General features: G+C 33.1%; 22 protein-coding genes and 1 pseudogene. 20 read left to right on the forward strand and 3 right to left on the reverse strand.

Annotated features, from left to right (window positions below; all coding sequences use genetic code 11):
- Positions 1-26: 26 nt before the first annotated feature.
- The 13 genes and pseudogenes from uvrC to AC1RRN_RS15765 all read left to right on the forward strand — a co-directional run bounded on the left by uvrC (position 27) and on the right by AC1RRN_RS15765 (position 17,340).
- Positions 27-1,820: an excinuclease ABC subunit UvrC gene (gene uvrC, locus AC1RRN_RS15705; RefSeq protein ID WP_492968196.1), complete on the forward strand. Its 1,794-nt coding sequence runs from the start codon at positions 27-29 to the stop codon at positions 1,818-1,820.
- 9 nt (positions 1,821-1,829) lie between these two features.
- Complete coding sequence (locus AC1RRN_RS15710) at positions 1,830-4,124, forward strand: patatin-like phospholipase family protein (RefSeq protein ID WP_492968197.1); 2,295 nt, start codon at positions 1,830-1,832, stop codon at positions 4,122-4,124.
- Positions 4,125-4,439: 315 nt separating this feature from the next.
- Entirely contained in the window at positions 4,440-5,597 is a 1,158-nt protein-coding gene (locus AC1RRN_RS15715) for a homogentisate 1,2-dioxygenase (protein ID WP_492968198.1), read from the forward strand.
- A 219-nt stretch (positions 5,598-5,816) separates the two neighbouring features.
- Positions 5,817-6,034: pseudogene (locus AC1RRN_RS15720) on the forward strand (four helix bundle protein); the annotation flags it as partial.
- Between the two features lie 164 nt (positions 6,035-6,198).
- Positions 6,199-7,359, forward strand: a complete 1,161-nt coding sequence (gene hppD, locus AC1RRN_RS15725; RefSeq protein WP_492968199.1) for a 4-hydroxyphenylpyruvate dioxygenase — start codon at positions 6,199-6,201, stop codon at positions 7,357-7,359.
- A 299-nt stretch (positions 7,360-7,658) separates the two neighbouring features.
- Positions 7,659-8,429 carry a DUF3108 domain-containing protein gene (locus AC1RRN_RS15730; protein WP_492968200.1) on the forward strand — a complete coding sequence of 257 codons (771 nt, stop codon included), beginning with the start codon at positions 7,659-7,661 and terminating at the stop codon, positions 8,427-8,429.
- Positions 8,429-9,370, forward strand: coding sequence for a tryptophan 2,3-dioxygenase family protein (locus AC1RRN_RS15735; protein WP_492968201.1), 942 nt, complete (start codon positions 8,429-8,431; stop codon positions 9,368-9,370). The genes AC1RRN_RS15730 and AC1RRN_RS15735 overlap by 1 nt, the downstream gene beginning before the upstream one ends.
- A 22-nt stretch (positions 9,371-9,392) precedes the next feature.
- Entirely contained in the window at positions 9,393-10,613 is a 1,221-nt protein-coding gene (locus AC1RRN_RS15740; RefSeq protein ID WP_492968202.1) for a M23 family metallopeptidase, read from the forward strand.
- Positions 10,614-10,639: 26 nt separating this feature from the next.
- Positions 10,640-11,260, forward strand: a complete 621-nt coding sequence (locus AC1RRN_RS15745) for a hypothetical protein (RefSeq protein ID WP_492968203.1) — start codon at positions 10,640-10,642, stop codon at positions 11,258-11,260.
- A 260-nt stretch (positions 11,261-11,520) separates the two neighbouring features.
- Positions 11,521-13,164 (forward strand): glucose-6-phosphate isomerase, encoded by a 1,644-nt coding sequence (pgi, locus tag AC1RRN_RS15750; RefSeq protein WP_492968204.1) that lies wholly within the window; start codon positions 11,521-11,523, stop codon positions 13,162-13,164.
- Positions 13,165-13,487: 323 nt separating this feature from the next.
- Entirely contained in the window at positions 13,488-16,232 is a 2,745-nt protein-coding gene (locus tag AC1RRN_RS15755; RefSeq protein ID WP_492968205.1) for a TonB-dependent receptor, read from the forward strand.
- 106 nt (positions 16,233-16,338) lie between these two features.
- Positions 16,339-16,761 (forward strand): hypothetical protein, encoded by a 423-nt coding sequence (locus tag AC1RRN_RS15760; protein ID WP_492968206.1) that lies wholly within the window; start codon positions 16,339-16,341, stop codon positions 16,759-16,761.
- Positions 16,762-16,848: 87 nt separating this feature from the next.
- Entirely contained in the window at positions 16,849-17,340 is a 492-nt protein-coding gene (locus AC1RRN_RS15765) for a septal ring lytic transglycosylase RlpA family protein (protein ID WP_492968207.1), read from the forward strand.
- Between the two features lie 30 nt (positions 17,341-17,370).
- Here the strand turns inward: AC1RRN_RS15765 and AC1RRN_RS15770 are convergent, their stop codons facing one another.
- Positions 17,371-17,826 carry a DinB family protein gene (locus AC1RRN_RS15770; protein ID WP_492968208.1) on the reverse strand — a complete coding sequence of 152 codons (456 nt, stop codon included), beginning with the start codon at positions 17,824-17,826 and terminating at the stop codon, positions 17,371-17,373.
- A 78-nt stretch (positions 17,827-17,904) separates the two neighbouring features.
- Here AC1RRN_RS15770 and AC1RRN_RS15775 point away from each other — a divergent pair, with 78 nt between their 5' ends.
- The 5 genes from AC1RRN_RS15775 (at position 17,905) to nadD (ending at position 21,110) form a co-directional block, all read left to right on the forward strand.
- Complete coding sequence (locus AC1RRN_RS15775; protein ID WP_492968209.1) at positions 17,905-18,255, forward strand: arsenate reductase family protein; 351 nt, start codon at positions 17,905-17,907, stop codon at positions 18,253-18,255.
- A 312-nt stretch (positions 18,256-18,567) separates the two neighbouring features.
- Positions 18,568-19,428 (forward strand): YicC/YloC family endoribonuclease, encoded by an 861-nt coding sequence (locus AC1RRN_RS15780; protein WP_492968210.1) that lies wholly within the window; start codon positions 18,568-18,570, stop codon positions 19,426-19,428.
- A gap of 94 nt (positions 19,429-19,522) precedes the next feature.
- Complete coding sequence (gmk, locus tag AC1RRN_RS15785; RefSeq protein ID WP_072969820.1) at positions 19,523-20,095, forward strand: guanylate kinase; 573 nt, start codon at positions 19,523-19,525, stop codon at positions 20,093-20,095.
- A gap of 35 nt (positions 20,096-20,130) precedes the next feature.
- Positions 20,131-20,496 (forward strand): four helix bundle protein, encoded by a 366-nt coding sequence (locus AC1RRN_RS15790; RefSeq protein ID WP_492968211.1) that lies wholly within the window; start codon positions 20,131-20,133, stop codon positions 20,494-20,496.
- Between the two features lie 32 nt (positions 20,497-20,528).
- Positions 20,529-21,110, forward strand: a complete 582-nt coding sequence (gene nadD, locus AC1RRN_RS15795) for a nicotinate (nicotinamide) nucleotide adenylyltransferase (protein ID WP_492968212.1) — start codon at positions 20,529-20,531, stop codon at positions 21,108-21,110.
- Positions 21,111-21,156: 46 nt separating this feature from the next.
- On the opposite strand, the gene AC1RRN_RS15800 is transcribed toward nadD, so the two are convergent.
- Positions 21,157-21,528: a PKD domain-containing protein gene (locus AC1RRN_RS15800; RefSeq protein WP_492968213.1), complete on the reverse strand. Its 372-nt coding sequence runs from the start codon at positions 21,526-21,528 to the stop codon at positions 21,157-21,159.
- A 90-nt stretch (positions 21,529-21,618) separates the two neighbouring features.
- On the reverse strand, positions 21,619-22,524 hold the full coding sequence (locus AC1RRN_RS15805; protein ID WP_492968214.1) for a LysR family transcriptional regulator: 906 nt from the start codon (positions 22,522-22,524) through the stop codon (positions 21,619-21,621).
- 85 nt (positions 22,525-22,609) lie between these two features.
- On the opposite strand from AC1RRN_RS15805, the gene AC1RRN_RS15810 reads away from it, so the two are divergent.
- Together AC1RRN_RS15810 and AC1RRN_RS15815 are read left to right on the forward strand one after the other, a co-directional pair.
- Positions 22,610-23,371 (forward strand): type 1 glutamine amidotransferase domain-containing protein, encoded by a 762-nt coding sequence (locus AC1RRN_RS15810; RefSeq protein ID WP_492968215.1) that lies wholly within the window; start codon positions 22,610-22,612, stop codon positions 23,369-23,371.
- A 96-nt stretch (positions 23,372-23,467) separates the two neighbouring features.
- The gene (locus AC1RRN_RS15815) at positions 23,468-24,625 is read left to right on the forward strand and encodes an iron-containing alcohol dehydrogenase (protein WP_492968216.1); all 1,158 of its coding nucleotides are present in this window, start codon (positions 23,468-23,470) and stop codon (positions 24,623-24,625) included.
- The last annotated feature ends 206 nt before the right edge of the window (positions 24,626-24,831 follow it).

The following is a 24,831-nucleotide window of genomic DNA, read 5'->3' on the forward strand; positions in this document are numbered from 1 at the left end:
TCGACCATCTTCAGAAACAAAACAGAATGCAAAAACCGTCTTTAGAACTTCAAATACAAACCTTGCCGGACAATCCCGGCGTGTATCAATATTACGATAAGGACGAAAAAATATTGTACGTTGGAAAAGCCAAAAATTTAAAAAAAAGGGTTTCCTCCTACTTCAATAAGATTCATGATACAAGAAAAACAAATGTTCTGGTTCGAAAAATTGTAACCATAAAACACATTGTTGTTCCTACTGAAACTGATGCGCTTTTATTAGAAAATAACTTAATCAAAACCCTGCAACCACGATATAATGTGTTGCTTCGCGATGATAAAAGTTATCCTTGGATTTGCATCAAAAAAGAACCTTTTTCAAGAATATTTCTAACCAGAAGAATGGTCAAGGACGGCTCTGAATATTTTGGTCCGTATACTAATTTCAAAATGGTGTATACGATTTTAGATTTAATCAAAGAATTATATCCATTAAGAACCTGTAATTATGATTTGAGCGAATCGAACATCAATTCTGGTAAATTTAAGGTTTGCCTGGAATATCATATTGGAAATTGCAAAGGCCCTTGCGAAGGAATAGAATCTTTAGAAGATTATCAGCGACAAGTTGATGCTATTCGCGAAATTTTGAAAGGAAATTTCAAAGAAAGCATGAAGGATTTCAAACGCTTAATGAATCAATATGCGCAGGATTTACGTTTTGAAGAAGCTCAAAAAATCAAAGAAAAAATAGAAATTCTCGAAAATTACCAATCAAGATCAACGATTGTAAATCCGAAAATTACCAATATTGATGTTTTCTCAATTGTTTCTGATGAAAGTGCGGCGTATGTCAATTTTCTGCAAATTTCGCACGGATCAATTATTCGTTCGCATACTTTAGAAATTAAGAAAAAGCTAGACGAAAGTGATGAAGAATTATTAGAATTAGCCATCATCGAACTTCGGGAACGCTTTCATTTATTATCAAAAGAAGTTATTGTTCCGTTTGAAGTTGATTTAGGAGAAAAAATCAAAACAACGGTTCCGCAACTTGGAGATAAAAAACAGATTCTGGATTTATCAATCAGAAATGCCAAATTCTACCGAATTGAACAATTAAAACAATTACAGATTGTAGATCCGGATCGCCACGTGAATCGTATTATGGCACAAATGCAAAAAGATTTACGTTTGCCAACTGAACCAAGACATATTGAATGTTTTGACAACTCGAATATTCAGGGAACAAATCCTGTTGCCGCTTGTGTCGTTTTTAAAGATGGAAAACCGAGTAAAAAAGATTATCGCCATTTCAATGTAAAAACAGTTGAAGGCCCGGACGATTTTGCTTCGATGACCGAAATTGTATACCGCCGTTACAAAAGATTATTGGATGAAAATGAACCTTTGCCGCAATTAATTATTATTGACGGTGGAAAAGGACAATTATCAGCAGCGCTAAAAAGTATTGATGATTTAGGTTTACGCGGAAAAATTGCCATTATCGGGATAGCAAAACGTCTTGAAGAGCTTTTTTATCCCGGAGATTCTATTCCGTTATATTTGGATAAAAAATCAGAAACATTGAAAGTGATTCAGCAATTACGTAATGAAGCACACCGTTTCGGAATTACATTTCACCGTGACAAACGTAGTAAAGCAGCACTTAATTCATCTGTAGAAAGCATTCCTGGAATTGGAGAAAAAACCATGCTAACTTTAATACAACATTTTAAAAGTGTTAAAAGATTAAAATTAGCTTCAGAAAAAGAAATATCTGACGTTATAGGAGTATCAAAAGCAAAAAAAATTGTCGACTTTTACAAAACCAACTAGTATATTTTTATGCGCCAAATTCAGCTTTCCATTTTAAATACCCGGTCAAAAGGATTTTCTTCCATCCCGACAATTATCGGAAGCTTCTGGAGCATAATAGTTTTACTGACAATACTATTATTCAATCCCAATAAATCATTTTCACAAGAACAAAAAAAAGACAGTGTAAAAAGACCAAAAATTGGTTTGGTTTTAAGTGGTGGTGGTGCTAAAGGTTTTGCACATATTGGTGTTTTAAAAGTTCTGGAAGAAGCCGGAATAAAAATCGATTATATTGGAGGAACCAGTATGGGAGCGGTTATTGGCGGACTTTATGCTTCCGGATACAATGCTTCACAAATCGATTCCATCTTCAAACAAACCAATTTCGACGAATTGATTAACGATTATATTCCAAGATCTTCTAAAAACTTCTACGGCAAAAAAAATGATGAATTATATGCCATAGTGTTGCCTTTTAGTAATTTTAGAGTTGGAATTCCTGAGGCGCTTTCAAAAGGAATGTACAATTATAATTTGCTAAGTAGTTTGACCAGAAATGTGCGTCATATACGCGACTTCAACAAACTGCCAATTCCGTTTTTATGTATTGCAACCAATATAGAAACTGGCGAAGAGGTTTTACTAAACAAAGGAAATCTGGTTCAGGCCATGATGGCGAGTTCGGCATTTCCTTCCTTATTTACTCCAGTCGAAATTGATGGGAATTTATTAGTCGACGGTGGAGTTGTCAACAATTATCCAATAAATGAAGTTCGAAATCTTGGTGCTGATATCATCATTGGTGTTGATGTTCAGGACGATTTATTAAAAAGAAAAAGTCTTAAAAATGCAACCCGGATCTTAGTTCAGATTACCAATCTCCAATCGATTGATAAAATGAAAAGCAAAATAAAAGACACTGATATTTATGTCAAACCAGACATACGTGATTTTGGTGTAATTTCATTTGATAGAGGTGAAGAAATTATCAGAAAAGGAGAAGAAGCTACATTTGCCGTTTATGAAAAAATTAAATCGTTGGTCAACGAAGATAATTTTTATAAAAAACCAAAATTAAAAGTAAGCTCAGATACTATTCAGATCAAAAAAATAAACAGCGAAAACTTAGATAATTACACCAAAGAATACATCAATGGTAAACTTCGTTTTAAGCCTGGAAGCACTATAACTTATCATGATCTGAAAACCGGTATCAACAATTTAAATGCGACTCAAAACTTTAGCACTATCTCCTATTGTCTGCAACCAGACGGCAACAAGGATGATCTGGATCTTGTACTGAAAGAAAATCCAACTCAAACCTATTTGAAATTGGGATTACATTATGACGGACTTTATAAAAGTGCGATTTTATTAAATCTTACCCATAAAAAAACATTTCTGAAAAATGACATAACTTCACTAGACATCATTTTAGGAGATAATTTCAGATATGATTTAAATTATTATATAGAAAATGGTTTTAATATCAGTTTCGGATTTCGTTCGAGATTAAATCAGTTTAACCGAAATGTAACCAGCAGTATTGGTAATTTAACTTCTCCAAGTCCAGATGTCAATTTAATTAATGTCGATTTTATGGATGTTAGTAATCAGGCTTACTTTCAGACCATTTTTGTACAGAAATTTTTAATGGGAGGTGGTTTAGAATATAAATACTTAAAAATCAATTCGCCAACACTTTCTAATCAAGATAATGTTATTGATAAAAGCAGTTATTTTAGTGTTTTTGGTTACTTAAAATACGACTCGTTTGACAATAAAAGCTTTCCACATTCCGGATTGTTTTTTTCTACAGATGTACAGACTTATTTAGGATCTTCAGATTATACTAATACATTCAAGCCGTATTCTATGGCAAAAGCTGAAATTGCTGTAGCCAATACTTTATTCAGAAAAGCAACTTTCAAATTTGAAGCAGATGCAGGAATGACTTTTGGCAATGACAGTATTCCGTACTTCGATTATATTTTAGGTGGTTATGGTTATAATAAGATTAACAATTTCAATTATTTCTATGGTTATGATTTCTTAAGTATTGCCGGAAACAGTTTTATTAAAGCGGGAATTACATTCGATTATGAAATTTTCAAAAAGAATCATGTCAACTTTTCTGCGAATTATGCTAATTTGGGTGATGACATTTTCTCCACTGTTGATTGGGTGTCGATGCCTAAATATTCAGGATATGCGGTTGGTTACGGATTAGAAACTATTATTGGACCAATCGAAATTAAACAATCATGGTCGCCTGAATTGTCAAAAAGCTTTACCTGGTTTAGTATCGGCTTTATGTTTTAATATTCTATTCAATAATAGTTCAAAAAAATCGTACTATTTTTTTGCTATCTAAAATTTATTTCAAAAAAACCGAAAGAATTAATGTTTATAACTGATATTATTTATAATTTTACTCGATAAAAATTACGACATTTGTTATAATGAAAACAAAATGGACAGGTTTATTAGAATATCTTCAATTCCTCATCAAGAGAAATCCTGAATGAAGCTATCGAATTGAGATAATTGGTCAACACAAAAGTTGAGCTGATTATCTGTTCACACAATTCAAATTTTTCGAATTATCTAATTTACAAATTATCTAATTGAAAAGCCATGCCATTATATCATAAACTTGGAGATTTCCCTCAAAAAAGACACACCCAATTCGAAAAACCTAACGGAGGTTTTTACTACGAGCAATTGTTTGGAACCGAAGGTTTTCATGGACATTCGTCATTATCGTACCATGTTCACAGACCAACTCAGGTTAAAGAAATTTTAAACTCTTATTCGGTTGAACCAAAAATTGCAATCGGAAAAAACATAAAATCATTACTTTTTAAAGGTTTTGAATTAAAACCGGAGAATGACTTTTTAAACAGCCGCAAACCAATGTTGGTCAATAAAGACTGTATTATTGGATTGGCAGCGCCGAAAGAATCGCTTCGAAATTATTTCTACAAAAATGCCGATGCCGATGAAATGCTTTTCATCCATAAAGGAAAAGGAAAATTAAGAACCATGTTAGGAAATATTCCTTTTGAATATGGTGATTATTTGATTATTCCGAGAGGCATTATTTACCAAATAGAATTTGAGACTGAAGAAAACCGACTTTTTTACGTTGAATCTTATTCTCCTTTTTATACTCCAAAACGATATAAAAACCAATCGGGTCAGCATTTAGAACATTCTCCGTTTTGCGAGCGTGATTTTATTTTGCCAAACGAATTGGAAACGCATGATGAAAAAGGTGATTTTTTAATTAAAATCAAAAAAGAAGGCATGATTCACGAAGTGGTTTATGCCACTCATCCTTTTGACGTTGTCGGTTGGGACGGTTATAATTTCCCATACGGATTTTCAATTCACAATTTCGAACCTATAACGGGACGTGTTCACCAACCGCCTCCGGTACATCAAACTTTCGAAACGGCAACTTTTGTCGTTTGTTCCTTCTGCCCTAGACTTTACGATTATCATCCAAAAGCAATTCCGGCGCCATACAATCACAGCAATATAGATTCTGACGAAGTACTTTATTATGTTGATGGCGATTTTATGAGCCGTAATAATATAGAGCAGGGTCACATCACTTTACACCCAAAAGGAATTCCACACGGTCCGGCACCTGGCGCAATGGAACGCAGTATTGGTCATAAAGAAACTCAGGAATTAGCCGTTATGGTTGATACTTTCAGACCTTTAATGGTTACTGAAGAAGCTATGGGACTGGATGATGGTCAATACTATAAATCCTGGACGGAGTAATTTTTTAATGTGGCAATGTGTCAATTAGATAATTAGATAATTTCTTTAATTAGAAAATGTGTCAATTAGAAAATGAGAAAATTAATTTATAGTTTTAAACCCACAAAAAATACTATCTAATTCGCACTTTACTAATTATCTAATTAAAAAAATGATTTTTAACGAAAAAAATAAAGACAACGCACTTTTAATAAAACTTTCAATTTCGCATTAAAAATTATAGACTACACGACCGAACTTCAAGATCAAAAGAAATTTGTAATCGCTAATCAATTATTAAAAAGCGGAACATCAATTGGAGCGAATTCAAAAGAATCACAAAATGCAGAAAGCAAAGCAGATTTTATCATAAACTAAAAATTGCAATCAAAGAGGCAGATGAAACAGAATATTGGTTGTTTTTGTGTGACGCGCATAAAGCTTATCCAGATTGCAAAGACTTATTAAATGAATTATCAGAAATTTTAAAAATTTTAAACAAAATAATATCAACATCAAAGAGGAATTAGAAAATTAGAAAATGTGTCAATTAGAAAATTATTTTAATTATCTACATTTCAAAAATTATCTCATTTTCTCATTATCAAATTATCTAATTATCATGAGCAAAGAAATTAAATCAGTAGAATACGGATTAGAAAAAATCTTTGAAGGAGCACAAGATTTCCTTCCACTATTAGGAACAGATTATGTAGAATTCTACGTAGGAAATGCAAAACAATCGGCACATTATTATAAAACTGCTTTTGGATATCAGTCATTGGCTTACGCCGGATTAGAAACCGGAGTAAAAGACAAAGCATCTTATGTTTTGAAACAAGACAAAATCAGAATTGTTTTGACTACGCCTTTAACACAGGATTCGCCAATTCATGCACATCTTCAAAAACATGGAGACGGTGTTAAAGTGGCTGCTCTTTGGGTTGAAGATGCCAGAAGTGCTTATGAAGAAACCATAAAACGTGGCGCTCGCTCTTTTATGGAACCAACTGTAGAATCAGATGAATTTGGTGAAGTCGTTCGTTCCGGAATTTACACCTATGGAGAAACCGTTCATATTTTTGTGGAGAGAAAAAACTACAATGGTGTTTTCTTACCAGGCTATAAAGAATGGAAATCAGACTATAATCCAGAACCAACCGGATTAAAATACATTGACCATATGGTTGGAAATGTAGGATGGAACGAAATGAATACATGGGTAAAATTCTACGAAGACGTTATGGGATTCGTGAATTTCCTTTCTTTTGATGACAAACAAATCAACACTGAATATTCGGCTTTGATGAGTAAAGTAATGTCGAACGGAAACGGAAGAATTAAATTCCCAATCAACGAACCAGCAGAAGGAAAGAAAAAATCTCAAATTGAAGAATATTTGGATTTTTATGGAGGCCCTGGAATTCAACATATTGCTATTGCTACGGATGACATTATCAAAACCGTATCGCAACTTAAAGCAAGAGGTGTTGAGTTTTTATCTGCTCCGCCGCATACTTATTACCAGGCAATCCCTGAAAGATTAGGCGTTCACATGGATATGATGAAAGAAGATTTAAACGAAATTGAAAAACTTGCCATCATGGTTGACGCCGATGAAGATGGTTACTTATTACAAATATTTACCAAGCCAGTTCAGGACAGACCAACGCTTTTCTTCGAAATTATTCAAAGAATGGGTGCAAAAGGGTTTGGTGCAGGGAACTTTAAAGCCCTTTTCGAGTCGATTGAGAGAGAACAGGAATTGAGAGGAACTTTGTAAAAACGCAATATTTTTACATTATGTAGAAAAATTCTCTGTAAAACGTTGATTTTTATGCAAATATTATGTTAAACTTGCCTTTTGCTATTTCTTTTTTGAACTTTCTATATATCTTTGCACTCGCAAATCAAGAAGGGGTGGTTTCCTTCTGAATTGATATAAATTTCATAATTTATAGTTTTTTGGTTAGTTAATAGCATAAAAACTCAGTCATTCCTTGACTGAGTTTTTTTGTTTTGGTACATTTGGAATAGAATTTGCATTTAATTACCTTTATAATGAAATGTAAAGATTGTACTATGAAAAAGCTAGTTCTCATCATATTAATTCTCACTTCCCTCTCTTTTGATACTCAAAAAGAAGATGCTTTCGGGACGGGCGAATACTTCAAATTCAGAATCCATTACGGAATTGTCAACGCCGGTTATGCCACACTCGAAATTAAAGATGCCACAATAAATAACAAAAAAGTTCATCACGCGGTGGGTAAAGGTTATACAACCGGGATGTCAAAATTCTTTTTTAAAGTAGAAGATTTATACGAAAGTTATTTCGACAAAGAAACCGGTAGTCCTTATAGATATGTTCGAAAAATTGATGAAGGAGGCTACACTAAAAATCAGGAAGGTTTTTTTAATCAGGCAGAAAATCGGGTTTTAGTAAAAGATTACAAACGAAAGTCTGAGAAAACCATAATTACAACGGATAATGTTCAGGATATTATTTCTTCTTTTTATTACTTAAGAAATCATCCAAACATTGACAAGCTGAAATCAGGAGAAGCCATTACGATAGATATGTTTTTTGACGAAGAAATCACAAAATTTAAGTTAAAATATATAGGCCGTCAGGATATTACAACTAAATTTGGAACCGTTTCTACAATGGTATTTAAACCACTGGTACAAACAGGAAGAGTTTTCAAAGAAAAAGAGAGCGTAACACTCTGGATAACAGACGACGACAACAAAGTTCCCATTAGAATTAAAGCCGATCTTGCGGTAGGATCACTTAAAGCCGATCTTGATGAATATAAAGGATTAAAAAATCCATTTAAAGCAAAAAAATAATGAACCTTACTGATCATTCAGAATCAATCTTAAACGAAATTGACCTTAAATTTCAAGCTATAAATCAAAAAACAGACGTACAGCTTGAAGGTTTACTTTGGTCAAAACCAATTACATATTGGGATTATATCCAAACTGACGCCCTTTTAAGTTTACAAACACAACGTACCACGCTTCCTGACGAAATGGTTTTCATCATGTATCATCAGGTAAATGAATTAATTTTCAAGATGATTTTGTGGGAAATTGATCAGATTGCCAATACCGAAAATATTCAGGTTGATTTTTTCAGCGAAAGATTATCAAGAATCACCCGTTATTTTGATATGCTAACCAATTCGTTCAGTATTATGGAGAACGGAATGGATGTAGATCAATACATGAAATTCAGAAATACACTTACTCCTGCAAGCGGTTTTCAGAGTGCACAATACAGATTGATTGAATTTGCTTCTACTGATGTAATCAATTTAACAGACCGCAGATACAAAGCAAACTTTGACGAAAATACGGACTTAGAAACTAGTTTTGAACATTTGTACTGGCAAGCAGCTGGTAAAGATTACCAAACAGGAGAAAAATCATATTTACTTCAGGAATTCGAAAACAAATATAAAATTCAGTTTTTAAGACAAATGTCTACTTTTAAGACTAAAAATATTTGGCAAAAATTTACTCAATTACCAGAAAAAGATCAGCAAAACGAAGAATTAATAAACGCAATGCGTCATTATGACAAAACCGTTAATATTACCTGGGTTATGCAGCACTTGAACACTGCGAGAAAGTATATTTTGGAAAGCGGTAAAGGTAATGGAGAAGCTACTGGTGGAAGTGACTGGCAAAAATATATGCATCCAAAATACCAAAGACGCATCTTTTTTCCTAAATTGTGGACCGAAGATGAATTGTCCAATTGGGGAAATGAAGAAACCATTTAATTTCCCAAAAAAAATTAAAAGTTTGAAAAAAGCATTCGTAATTATAATCGTTTTATTATCAATATTTTCATGCAATAAAACTGATGAAAAAGTTGAAACTAAAATTACCAAACCAAAAACTAAAAAGGTAGAATTTGGTTTTAATTACGCCGACTTCAATGTTGTTAATGATACCATATCAAAAGGAGATTCCTTTGGATCAATCATCCAAAATCAAAATATTGGGGATAAACAAGTTTACGATATTGTCGAACAGGTAAAAGATTCTTTTAATGTTAGATCAATTCGATATAACAAACCTTACACACTTCTTCGTGCTAAAAATAAAACTAACAAATTACAAGTTTTTATTTATCAGCCGGACGCATTAACATATTATGTTGTTGACTTAAGAGATAGTATTGCAAAAGCTTACAAAAAAATAAAACCTGTTACTTTTAAACGTAAAATAATAGGTGGCGTTTTAAAAAGTTCATTATCTGAAACTTTAGGAAATGCGAGTGTAGAAACAGCTTTGGCTAGCAAAATTACCAAAGTTTTTTCATGGTCAATCGACTTCTTTAAACTTAAAAAAGGAGATCGTTACGGTTTAATTTTTACCGAACGTTTTATTAATGGTAAAACATACGATGGCGTTGAAGATCTTGAAGCTGCCTTTTTTGAATACAAAGGAAAAATCGTTTATGCTTTCCCGTTTGAAAAAGATACCCTTTCGGGGAAAATTGAATATTACGACGATCAGGGAAGAACGCTTAAAAACTTTTTCTTAAAAACGCCAATTAAATTCAGCCGAATTACTTCACGATTTACCATGAACAGGTTTCATCCGGTTCAACATACGTGGAAAGCGCATAAAGGAACAGATTATGCCGCTCCAACCGGAACACCAATTTCGACAACTGCTTCCGGAATTGTAGAAGCGACGGGTTATACTGCAGGAAACGGAAATTTTGTTAAAGTAAAACACAACGGAACCTACTCTACTCAATATTTACATATGTCCAGAATTTTAGTTCGTCGCGGACAGCGTGTAACACAAGGCCAAACGATTGGTTTAGTTGGAAGTACTGGTCTAGCTTCAGGACCACACGTTTGTTACCGTTTCTGGAAAAATGGAGTTCAGGTTGATGCACTTCGATTGAATTTGCCAACTGGAGAATCTTTAACCGGAAATGACAAAACTCGTTTTGCAAAACAAATTGAACCTTTGAAAAGAGAATTGGACAGTATTGGAAACTTGTAAGGACCTTTATTATTAAATAGAAAAAGATGGAAAACAAACGCATTAAAGACATTCTTGATGAAACTTTTTCAGATTTAAAACTATTTTACAGGGACACCGATCTTCCTGAGGATTTACTATCAAAATATAAAATTGGACAAATATTAAAAGAAAAAGGTTTTACCGATATGAGTTTTATCGGAGGAGGTCTTTTAGGAAATTGCAGGTATTTAATTGCAAGTTCTGATGCCAGAGATCTATCTAAATTTAATCCTGATTCAGTCAAAAACGGTCATGCTCTTTTAGACGATAATTCCTTTTTCAAAGTATTAGACATCCATACAATCGGAAATAAAACGCAGATTTTTCTTTTAAATATTCCCGGAAACTCTCTTCCTCTTTTTAAAAATTCAACTTCAAATCTGGAAGAAGAAATCACTGAAAAAGCGAGACAAAAATTTATTAGCAAAATCAATTCGGCTTTAATTCCTGAATTACAAACAGAGAATTGGAAAGAAAGAACAAAATCTCCAATTGGAATGACTGATAATGGTGAATTATTTTTTGATGATTCTACTATAAAAGCTGAAGAACCAAAAATAATTGAAATCAATAAAGCGGAGAAAAAAATCGAAATTAATACAAAACCATGGTGGAAGATTTGGTAATATTAAATCAGAAAAACATTGCCGAATAACTAAATCTTAAATTCTTTAATCTAACGATATTTCTTAAAACTTTACCTCATTTCGAATTTCCCATCCCTAACTAAAGCTAAAGAACCTCAAACACTATTAAACGAAAACAACATCAAACGTTTTCGTAACTAATTGTTATATAATTGCAAAGCTTTGAGCAATTACAAGTAATTTCAGTATTTTTGTGTTTTAAAAACCACTTATAACCACTTTCTCAATTAAAATAAAAAATGGCTTTAAACACAACAAACCCAACCGGGACTGAAGCGTGGAAAAATCTGCAAAACCACTATAATGCAATTCACGAAACTACGATACAAGAATTGTTTCAACAAGATAATGCTCGTGTTGAAAAATTCAATTTACAATGGAATGATTTTTTAGTTGATTATTCTAAAAATAATATTAGCCAGGAAACTATTTCTTTATTATTAGAATTGGCAAATTCAATTGGATTAAAAAATGCTATCTCTCAATATTTTGGTGGAGAAATCATTAACCAAACTGAAAACAGAGCCGTTTTGCATACTGCTTTGCGTGCGCCGGAATCGTCAGTAATAAAAGTAGACGGCGAAAATGTAATTCCGGAAGTTTATGAAGTAAAGAATAAAATCAGAAACTTTACAAACGAAATTATTTCGGGAGAAAGAAAAGGTTTTACAGGAAAAGCTTTTACTGATATTGTAAATATTGGTATTGGAGGTTCTGATCTTGGTCCGGTAATGGCTGTTGAAGCTTTACAATTTTATAAAAATCACCTGAAAACGCATTTTGTTTCAAATGTCGACGGTGATCACGTAAATGAAATAATCAAAAAATTAAATCCTGAAACAACACTTTTCCTTATTGTTTCTAAAACATTTACTACTCAGGAAACGCTATCAAATTCTGAAACGATCAAAGAATGGTTTTTGAAATCGGGTTCTCAGGAAGATATTGCAAAGCATTTTGTTGCTGTTTCAACCAATATTCAAAAAGTAACAGAATTCGGAATTAATCCAAACAACGTTTTCCCGATGTGGGATTGGGTTGGAGGACGATTTTCATTATGGAGTGCGGTTGGCTTAAGCATTGCTTTAGCAGTTGGTTTTGATAATTATAATGAATTATTGAAAGGAGCCAATGAAATGGATGAACATTTCAAATCTACAGAATTAGACGAAAATATTCCGGTAATTTTAGCTTTGTTAAGCGTTTGGTACAATAATTTCTTTGGTGCCGAAAGTGAAGCTTTGATTCCGTACACACAGTATTTATCAAAATTAGCTCCTTACTTGCAACAAGCAACAATGGAAAGCAACGGAAAAAGCGTTGGTCGTGACGGAAAACCGGTTAATTATCAAACCGGAACAATTATCTGGGGAGAACCGGGAACGAATTCGCAACACGCCTTTTTTCAGTTAATTCATCAGGGAACAAAAATAATTCCGACTGATTTTATTGGATTCGTAAAACCCTTATACGGAAACGAAGACCATCACGATAAATTAATGTCAAACTTTTTTGCTCAGACAGAAGCTTTATTAAACGGAAAAACTCCGGCACAAGTTCAGGCTGAATTTGACAAACAAGGACTTTCTGCAGAAAAAGCATCTTATTTATTACCATTTAAAGTTTTTACAGGAAACAAACCAACCAATACCATTTTGATTCAAAAATTAACACCTAAATCTTTAGGTTCGTTAATTGCTTTATACGAACACAAGATTTTTGTTCAGGGTGTTATTTGGAACATTTTTAGCTTCGATCAATGGGGAGTTGAATTAGGAAAACAATTGGCCAATTCAATTTTAGATGAAATAAACTCAAAAACAGTAAAAAGTCACGATAGTTCAACTTCATTTTTGTTGAATCATTTTTTGAAAAACAAATAGAGGAGTCTTTTAAGACTTTTTCATAACAAACTGAAACGCCTTGATTTAACACAAATTAAGGCGTTTTTTCGTATAAAGAAGTCATATAAAGCATACAAAGGGCATACTATTGCAAGTTTACACCTACAGCACTGTTCACATTAATATGATTTTAACAAAAAACAAGTGCCGAAATTCAAAAAATCATTATTTTATTTAATGAAAAAAGAAAAAATCATTTTAATGCGCAACACAATAGATAAAACTTGTTTTTCTTAACATTTTGATAACACTATCTGAGTTATTTGTTATAATTTTGCCAAAAACAATAAACTAAATAACAAATGAAGACAATGAAAAATTGGTTACTCACTGGACTATTGTTCATGATAGTTTCAACCGCATTTTCTCAGGGAAAAATTACTGGTACAATTACCGATGGTTCAGGTTCTTTGCCGGGAGCAAACGTAGTAATTAAAGGCTCTACAACAGCTACTTCTACAGATTTTGACGGAAAATTTACTCTTAATGCAACAAGTAGTACAGGAGAAATCGTTATTTCTTTTTTAGGTTATCAAAACCAAACTGTAAAATTTTCAGTATCTAATGGCGCTACTGTTAATTTAGGTACAATCGCTTTAGCTTCTAACTCAAACGAACTAAGCGAAATTGTAGTAAAAAGTACTACAGTAGATATTGCAAAAGACAGAAAAACTCCTGTTGCAGTTTCTACAATTAGAGCTGCTGAAATTCAGGAAAAATTAGGAAACCAAGAGCTTCCTGAAATTTTAAAAAGCACACCTTCAGTATATGTTAGTAAATCAGGTGGTGGTTATGGAGATTCAAGAATCACTATTCGTGGATTTAGCCAAAATAATATTGCCGTAATGGTTAACGGTATGCCGGTTAACGATATGGAAAATGGATCTGTTTACTGGAGTAACTGGTCTGGTTTATCAGATGTTACATCTGCAATTCAAGTACAAAGAGGTTTAGGTTCTTCAAAATTAGCAATTGCTTCTGTTGGAGGAACGATGAACTACGTAACTAAAGCATCTGACTTGAAACAAGGTGGTACAATAGGTACTTCTTTTGGTAATGACAATTTCTTCAAAACAAACGTTGCTTACAACACAGGAAAATTAGACAGCGGCTTCTCTGCATCTGTATTATATAGCCACACTCAGGGTGATGGTTACGTAGATGCAACAAAATTTAGCGGAGACAATTACTATATTGGTCTTGGTTATGCTACAAAAAACAACAAACACGATTTCCAGCTTACTGTAACTGGTGCTCCACAATGGCATGATCAAAGATCAACGTTCATCACTATTGCTCAGTATCAACAATACGGTACAGCTACTGATCCAAACATCAAATATAACTCAGACTGGGGATATAAAGATGGAAAAGAATTTAACATGGTAAGAAATTACTACCACAAGCCAGTTATTTCATTAAACTATGATTACCAAATCAATGAAACTTCAAAATTATCTACTGTAGGTTACGTTTCTTTCGGACGTGGAGGAGGTTCAAGAGGAGCAGGTTTTATTAAAGGCTTAAACTATGTTAATAGTGCTTTTAGAACTGCAGATGGTTTAATTGATTATGACAAAATTGTTGCTTACAACTCAGGCCAAACAGTAAATATTAATGGAATTGCTTCTACTCGTGCAACTACTGGTACAAGTGGTCTATACCAAAATACTGCGCTTACCGGAAACAATGCAACAAACGGTATTTCTCAAATTTCATCAGTTAACTCACACAACTGGTATGGAGCAATCGTTAACTTTAACAAAAAATTTACTGATCACTTAACTTGGGATCTTGGTATCGATGTTAGAGGCTACAAAGGTATTCACTACCAAAACGTAAATAACTTATTAGGTGGAGATGCATTCGCTGACAACTTTGATGTTAATAATCCTAACAGAATATTAACTGAAACTTATTCTACTTACCCAGCCTGGAACGTTTTCAAAAGCACAGATGATGAGCAAAAAATCAACTTCTATAATGATGGAGATGTAAGATGGTATGGAGGTTTTACACAATTAGAGTACTCTAACGACAACTTAACTGTTTTTGTACAAGGAGCACTTTCTCAACAAGGATTTAAAAGAGTTGATTATTTTAAATATTTATCTTCAAATCCATTGTCAAGCACAGATTACGAAAACATTCTTGGTGGTAACGTAAAAGGTGGTGCTAACTACAATATTAATGAAAACCATAATGTTTACTTTAATACTGGTTATTACTCAAAACAACCATTCTTTAATGCAGTTTATCCAAACAACGCTTCATTAGTTAATGGTAACTTAACTAACGAGAAAATCTTTGGATTAGAAGCTGGTTACGGTTTCCGTTCTAGAATCTTTACTGCAAACGTAAACGTTTACCGTACATCATGGAAAGACAGATACCAAAGATCTAATGATAATGACACATCAAATCCTGGAGGATATTATGACTTCTCAGGAATTACTGAAATTCACTCAGGTTTAGAATTTGATGGTAGAGCAAGAGTTACAGATAAACTTAACATTACTGGAATGTTCTCTATTGGAGACTGGAAATATGAAGGAACAAGTACAAGTAACCGTTACGATTCTGCAAACAATCCAATTGGCGGAGGAACAACTACTATTCTTTTCCTTGATGGTGTAAAAGTTGGTGATGCTGCGCAATTAACTGCTGCTTTAGGAGCAACATACGAAATATTGCCTCGTTTTAGCGTAGATGCAAACTACAACTATACTGACAAATTATATGCTGCAATTTCTCCAGGAAACTTTACAAAAGAAGATAACAGAGGATCTTTAGAATTACCTTCATTTGGTTTAGTTGATGCTGGTTTATCATACAAATGGTTAGTTGGAAAAACTAAAAGCAATTCAGTTGGTTTCAGATTAAACGTAAACAACGTTTTTGATACAGTTTACATCGCAGAGGCAAAAACAAACATATTTGCTGCTGACGTGCCAACTGTTCCAACATACAGAGGTTTAGCTACAACAAACCAAGTATACTTTGGATTTGGTAGAACGTGGAACTTTGGACTACGTTACGATTTCTAATATTTAGAATCTAAATAAATATCATAAACGGCATCGACTTTTAAGTTTGATGCCGTTTTTTTATAGCCTTTTTTGTTATATTTGTTTTGAACAAAAAAACTGTTTTATGTATTATTTTCTACAAAAATTCCATTCTGGATGGGCTTATCTGGCATTATTACTTTTATTAATTGCCGTTGTAAATGCCATTATCGGATTAACTTCTAAAAAAGATTTTACAGCCAAAGACCGCAAGATTGCCCTATTTGCCTTAATTGGAACACACACGCAATTATTGATTGGTTTGATTCTTTATTTTGTATCTCCGCTTGGAAAAGCAGCTTTTGGAGAAATGTCTAATGCTGAACTTCGTTTAACATCATTAGAGCACCCTTTAATTAACATCATAGCTATTATCCTAATCACTATTGGATGGTCAAAACATAAAAAATTAATTAATAGCGAAGCTAAGTTTAAAACATTTGCTATTTTTTACGGATTAGGATTATTACTTATATTAAGTAGAATCCCGTGGAACCTATGGTTCTAAAAAACCAATTAAAGCCCTAAAAATAGGGCTTTTTTTATCTCGGCATATTATTTGTACAAACTCCCCAAGTCTGAAAAAGAATAACCCATGAGAATTAAAAAAAACATTTTACTCAGCGCATTTACTATAACTTTTTTAAGTTGCGTTACTTACGTCATGAGTCAGCAAGTCAGGCCAACAGAGCCTAAAATTGTTCAGGACACGTTAAAAACAGGAACAAAAAATCAGGCACTCCCAGTAAACGATTCTGTTTTTACTGACAAAAACTTAAAATTAAAACCATACAAAAAAGCGGCACACGCCTCCTACTATGCGGACCGATTTAATGGTAAAAAAACAGCTGACGGAAGCAGATTTAACAACAGCAAATACACTGCTGCACACAAAAAACTTCCTTTTGGAACCAAAATTAAAGTCACAAATGAAGCAAATGGAAAGTTTGTTATTGTGAAAGTGACAGACAGAGGTCCGTTTGTAAAAACACGTGAATTAGACCTCTCAAAAAGAGCTTTTATGGACATTAGCGGAAGCAGAGGCTATGGCGCATTAAAAGTCACTATTGAGACTATAGTAGAATAAAAAAATCCCGCTTTAGAGCGGGATTTCTTTTTACACAAACTTTCTAATGCTCATTATTATTCCGGTATGAATGCCTTCGTGGTAATTATTGAATTCTAAAGCTCCATTGATATTTTTTAATGTGTAACCCATACTAGTGGTATATTCGGTATAATTTTGAAAAATCTCATTGTCAAAATCTTTCTGAACCTGCTCTAAGGTTGTTGAAAGCAACGTTCTGATTTCATCTACTTCTGCTTGCGAAACATCACCTTCCGGCCTGGTTCCTTTTTTGTATTTATTTATAAAATCTTCAGAAACCATCATTGGCAAACCTGATAATTTATAGACTAAAATTTGTTGTGTAGACACACAATGTGCTATATTCCAAATTAAATTATTACCAAATCCTGTTGGGATTTTGTTTAGCTGTTCTAATGAATGACTGTCTAATAATTTCAAAAGAATTTCTCTAATGGTTTTTTGCACTTCAAAAACTGAATTCATAATTATAATTTTTTTTCTAAAATTAGGCATTTTTCAGTTTCAAATGAATTTTCTTTGTAGTCACTAAATTTAAAAATCATGAACAAAATATATTATTTAGCCTCTTGCGACACTTGCCGTAAAATCATTAAAAGTTTACCGAAAGATAACAACTTGGTTTTTCACGATATTAAACAAAATCCGATTACAGAAGCTGAACTGGAAGAAATGCATAAACTTGCAGGAAGTTATGAGGCTTTATTCAGCAAAAAAGCACAATTATACAAGTCGATGAATTTAAAAGATAAAGCACTGACAGAAGTTGATTATAAGAAATATATTTTGGAACATTATACTTTTATAAGTCGTCCGGTTTTTATTATCGATGAGAAAATTTATATTGGCAATACTCAACCTGTCACATTGCAGGTAATGAAAGCCTTGAGTTAAATTAAATCGTATAATTTAAATGTTACGAAATTTCATTACGGTTACCCGCGTGAGGGATAGGAGCTAGCTACCGAAGTAGCGTGGATAGCCCGACCGTCCCGAGATAAGAAGGCGTATTTACGCAAAGTATATTTGCCTTCTTATCTCGGGACGGTCACGCCCAAATTATATTTTTAAAACTGAAAAACTTCTTATTTATTTGTAAAATTCGTAGCGAAAAGACCCTTACAACATTTCACAGTTCACAGTTTACTCAATTACAACAAAACACAGCAAACTTTTAATTATCTTTGCGCCTTTATACTCAATTATATGATACAATCTATGACAGGGTTTGGCAAAGCTTCTTTGCAATTGCCTACAAAAAAAATTACAGTCGAAGTAAAATCCTTAAATAGCAAAGGTTTAGATTTAAATGTAAGAATGCCTTCTCTTTATCGCGAGATGGAACTAGGATTACGAACGCAAATCTCTACAAAATTGGAAAGAGGAAAAATTGATTTCGGAATTTACATTGAAAGTACTTCTGAACAAACTTCGACGAAAGTAAATGTTCCTGTTGTAAAAAATTACATCGCACAACTTAGAGAAGTTTACCCTGATGCAGATGAAACGGAACTAATGAAAATGGCCGTTCGTATGCCAGATACCCTAAAAACAGAGCGCGAAGAAATCGATGAAAACGATTGGGATCAGATTCAGGTTATCATTGAGGAAGCTTTACAAAACATCTTAAGTTTTAGAAAAGACGAAGGCGAATCGCTTGAAAAAGAATTCAATCTTCGAATTGGAAATATCCGTCAATACATGAACGACGCTTTGGCACTTGATCCGGAACGTGTTCAGGCCATCAAAGATCGTTTGCAAACTGCGATTTCTGAATTGAAAGTGAATGTTGATGAAAATCGTTTCGAACAAGAATTGATTTATTATCTGGAAAAACTTGATATTACAGAAGAAAAAGTACGCCTAACAAATCACTTAGATTATTTCTTAGAAACCATTAAAGGAACTGAAGCTAATGGTCGTAAATTAGGTTTTATTACTCAGGAAATGGGTCGTGAAATTAATACGATGGGTTCAAAATCAAATCATGCTCAAATGCAGAAATTGGTTGTGATGATGAAAGATGAATTGGAGAAGATTAAGGAACAGGTTTTGAATGTTTTGTAAAAATGCTGTAAGCTTTAAGCTATAGGCAATAAGCTAAAAACGAAATCAAATTAAAGCCTAAGGCCTAAAGCCTAAAGCTTAAAGCATAACAATAATGAATAAAGGAAAATTAATTGTTTTTTCAGCACCGTCAGGATCAGGAAAAACAACTATAGTAAGACACTTACTTGGGAAAGAAGATTTAAATTTAGAATTTTCGATCTCAGCGGCTTCACGCGACCCACGCGGAGAAGAAGAACACGGAAAAGATTATTATTTTATTTCGTTAGAGCAATTCAAAAAACACATTAAAGCAGAAGATTTCCTGGAATGGGAAGAAGTATATCGTGACAACTTTTACGGTACATTAAAAGCAGAAATTGAGCGAATCTGGGCTTTAGGAAAAAATGTGATTTTTGATATTGATGTTGCCGGCGGATTACGGATCAAACACAAATTCCCGGAACAAACTTTAGCCGTTTTCGTAAAGCCACCAAGTGTTGATGAACTAAAACGTCGCTTAAAACAACGTTCAACCGAAAGTGATGACAAAATCAATATGCGAATCGCAAAAGCTTCTGTAGAATTGGCAACTGCGCCACAATTTGATACGATTATTAAAAACTACGATTTAGATACTGCTAAAGAAGAAGCTTATCAATTGGTTAAAGATTTTGTTTCTAAATAGTAATTAGTGAAGAGTAATTAGTAATTAGTATAAAAATGAGTGAAATAAGATCTTATAAAGATTTATTGATTTGGCAGAAAGGAATTAAAATTGTCTCTCTGATTTATCAGTTAGTAAAATCATTCCCTAAAGAAGAATTATTTGCTTTAACTAGTCAATTAAAAAGAGCTTCTGTGTCGATTCCATCAAATATAGCAGAAGGTTATGGTAGAAATACAGATAAATCTTTTAGTCATTTTTTAAATATTTCCAGAGGGTCATTGTTCGAAATTGAAACTCAATTACTAATTGCAAATGATCTTGGTTTTATAACTAGCCAAACTCTTTACGAAGAAATTTTAAATCAAATTGAAGAAGAATCAAAAATGATTAACGCTTTTTCTAAGACACTAAAAGACTAATCACTTTTAACTAATTACTAGTTACTTCAGATATGAAAATAGGCCTTTATTTCGGAACGTATAATCCCATTCATGTTGGTCATTTGATTATTGCCAATCACATGGCTGAATTTGCCGATTTAGATCAGGTTTGGATGGTGGTTACGCCTCATAATCCGCTAAAAAAGAAAGCGACTTTATTAGACGATCATCAACGGCTTGAAATGGTTTATCTGGCAACAGAAGATTATCCGAAAATAAAACCTTCAGATATCGAGTTTAAATTGCCTCAGCCGAATTACACAGTGAATACTTTGGTTCATTTGCAGGAGAAATATCCAAATAATGAATTTTCATTGATTATGGGCGAAGACAATTTGAAAACACTTCATAAATGGAAAAATTACCAAGTGATTTTAGATCATTATGAAATCTATGTTTATCCTCGCATTTCTGAAGAACCAGAAAATATCGAACTAAAATCACATCCAAAAGTTCATATTATAGATGCGCCAGTTGTAGAAATTTCTTCAACTTTTATTAGAAATAATATTAAAAAAGGTAAAAACATCCAACCACTTTTACCTCCAAAGGTTTGGGAATATATTGATCACAATAATTTTTATAAGAAATAAAAAGAGCCTGATTGTTGAAATTACAATCAGGCTCTTTTATTTTAAATTAATTAACCGTAACATTTTTCTTAGGACTTACAGTACAACTGCCGCCACTTTTAGAAAAAGTGACATCGGCCTTAACTTCAAATGTACCAGCTGTAGTATAAGTGTGTGATACAGATCCTGTTGCACCACTCACAGTTTGAGCCGGAGTTCCATCACCAAAAGTCCATTTTACAGAGGTTACGGTATTAGAACCACCATATTGGATCGAATAATTAATTATTTTAGAATTTGTACCATCTACAGAATGTTTAAGCTCTGTGAGAATAGAATCTCCAAAACAATCTACTTCATTTTTGGCTTCATTTTTACTGCAAGAAAACCCCACAAAAAATACAATAATAACGGTTGAAATCATTACAATCTTTTTCATAACTATTTGATTTTACGTATATTAGTCAAAGATATTGAAAAATTAAAAATCAAAAGGCCAAAAAAAAAGAATTTTCGTATAAAAAAACGACTACATCCTATTTCCAAAAAATAACTTTAACTCTTTAGAAATAGTTTCGAAGAACGAATTTAGATTATTGTTTTTAGCACTCAATAAATACACATATTCCTCCGGAACGTGAAAACTATTCCACAGCAATTGCAATTTATTCTCTTTAATATATTTTCTTGAATTACAATTCCATGTTATGGCAATTCCAGTATTTCTGGATAACATTTCCAACATCTCAGATTCTGACGGAATGATATAATTAGGTACTATTGCTGGTCTTTTTTTATTGAAAGCATGTAGCCAAAATAATTTCACATGCGGAATTCGGGCATCATGACTGTACCATTTTTGATCGTTGAGCCACTGCTCTATTTCTGTAGCATTATCTGATTTTAGTTTTTGACGAAAATCAGTTACATCTAAATTTGTTGATCCGACAACTACTAATTTAATTTTTCCGATGATTTCATAAATCGTGTCAAACGTATCAAACTTTTTAGTTACAACCGCAAAATCAAGTTTCTTAGCATCGATCAGAGAAAAAAGAACATCATCTTCAGCGAAAGTAAAATCGATTAAATCAAATTTGGAAATTAAAGTGCTTCCAAAACTATTAAACAAATCTTTGGAAACGCCTACCGAAATTAATCGTTTAGAATCTTCCGCTTTAGCTCTAAAACCGCTTTCAACATTTTCTAATCTGTCGAGTGCGTCAATAATTAAATTATTGAGTAACTTAGCGTATTCGGTTGCTTCAACCCCTTTTGACTTCCGATTGAATAATTTATAACCTACATGCGCTTCTAGCATTGATATCTGCTGACTTACTGCTGGTTGACTAATAAACAACTCTTTTGCAGCGACTGAAAAATTACCGTTTTTATAAACCGACTTAAAGGTTCTGTACCATTCTAGATTTACCATGATATAAATATATTTATTACAAACATAGTTTATTTTATTTTTACTAATATCACTTAAGCCGTAAATTTGATGAAAATTTAAAACTATGAAAAAAATAGCATTACTCGCAATTATAGCATTCACTGTCAGTAGTATAACAGCCACTGCACAAAAATCAAATAAAAAAGGTATGAAAAAAGTATTATTTGTTGTGACCAGTAACGATAAACTGGGCAACACAGGAGAAAAAACCGGATTTTGGTCAGAAGAACTTGCTGCACCGTATTACGAATTATTAGATCAGGGAGTAGAAATTACAATTGCTTCTCCACTTGGAGGGCAACCGCCAATTGATCCAAAAAGTGCTGATCCGGCTTCTGCTACAGAAGACACCAAACGTTTTGATGCCGATAAAGCTTTACAGGAAAAACTAAAACACACTTTAAAACTTTCGACTGTAAATCAAAAAGATTACGATGCCGTATTTTATCCTGGAGGCCATGGTCCGCTTTGGGATTTAGTTGAAGATCAAAACTCAATTGACTTAATCGAATCATTTTACTCCCATAAAAAACCTGTTGCTTTTGTTTGTCACGCTCCTGCAGTTTTGAAAAATGTAAAAGTAAACGGTGATTATTTAGTAAAAGGCAAAAAAATAACCGGTTTTACAAATGAAGAAGAGGAAGCAGTTGGCTTAACTAAAGTTGTTCCATTCTTACTGGAAGATGCCTTAGCATCAAATGGAGGGATTTTTTCAAAAGGACCAAACTGGCAACCTTATGCGGTTGAAGACGGACTTTTAATTACCGGACAAAATCCAGCATCATCTAAATTGGTAGCTGGAAAATTATTAGAGAAATTAAAATAAAAAAAGGCTCTAAGGTTCTAAGATACTAAGTTGCTAAGGCTAAAAAAACTTAGAACCTCAGAACCTTAGCACTTCAGAACCTTAAAAATAAAAAAAATGCTAAACTTTGAATTATACAATCCGACGAATTTAATCTTCGGAAAAGGACAAATTGAAAAACTTTCGACTTTAGTTCCAAAAGGCGCTAAAATATTATTGGCTTATGGTGGTGGAAGTATTTTTAAAAATGGCGTTCACGAACAAGTAATCAACAACCTAAAAGGTTTTGATATTGTAGAATTTGGCGGAATAGAACCCAACCCACATTTTGAAACTTTGATGAAAGCTGTTGAAATTATCAAAGCCGAAAATATTGATTTTATTCTGGCTGTTGGTGGCGGATCTGTAATTGACGGTGTAAAATTTATTTCGGCAGCCGTAAATTTTGATGGAAATCCGATAGACATTTTACAAAAACGAATATTGATTAAAGAAAACGCAGTCCCATTTGGAACCGTTTTGACTTTACCGGCAACAGGAAGTGAAATGAATTCCGGTTCTGTTGTTACTATTGCGGCAACTCAGGAAAAACTAGCTTTTGGCGGTAGCGCATTGTTCCCAAAATTTTCAATCTGCGATCCAACCGTGATTGTCTCTTTACCAAAAAGACAATTACAAAATGGAGTTGTTGATGCTTATACACACGTAATGGAGCAATATTTAACGTATCCGCATGAAGGTTTTTTACAAGACAGAATTGCAGAAGGAATTTTGCAAACTCTAATTGAAGTTGGACCTAAAGTTGTTGAAAATCCGGGTGATTATGCTTTGGCTTCCAACTTTATGTGGAGTTGTACTATGGCCTTAAACGGATTAATTCAGAAAGGCGTTCCTTCAGATTGGGCGACACATATGATCGGACATGAATTAACCGCTTTATATGGTATTGATCACGCCAGAACTTTGGCTATTATTGGCCCAAATTTATACAATGTGATGTTTGATACTAAAAAAGGAAAATTAGCGCAATACGGAAGAAGAATCTTCAACTTAAGCGGTTCTGATGAAGATGTTGCTAAAGAAGCCATCAATAAAACAGTCGAATTTTTCCATACAATGGGAATGGATACCAAACTCTCACAATATACAGACGATTATAATGAAACCGCTGATTTTATTGTAAAACGTTTCGATGAAAGAAACTGGAAAGGTTTAGGCGAAAATCAACTGGTGACTTTAGACAAAGTGAAATCTATTGTTGAAATGAGTTACTAAGAAATAAATTGCAAAAATTGTAAAACCAAAAAAGGCGTTCTTAAACTGTTAAGAGCGCCTTTTAAAATACTAAAACAAAACTAACTAACTCGTTTTTTGCTAAACTCATTAAAATTCTAATTTATAAATACTTATAACGTAATAGTTTATACTTTATTGTACACACTTTAGAAAAAAAATATTATTTTTTTTAAATCCACTGAAAA

The sequence above is a fragment of the Flavobacterium sp. GW821-FHT11G01 genome (assembly GCF_058808175.1).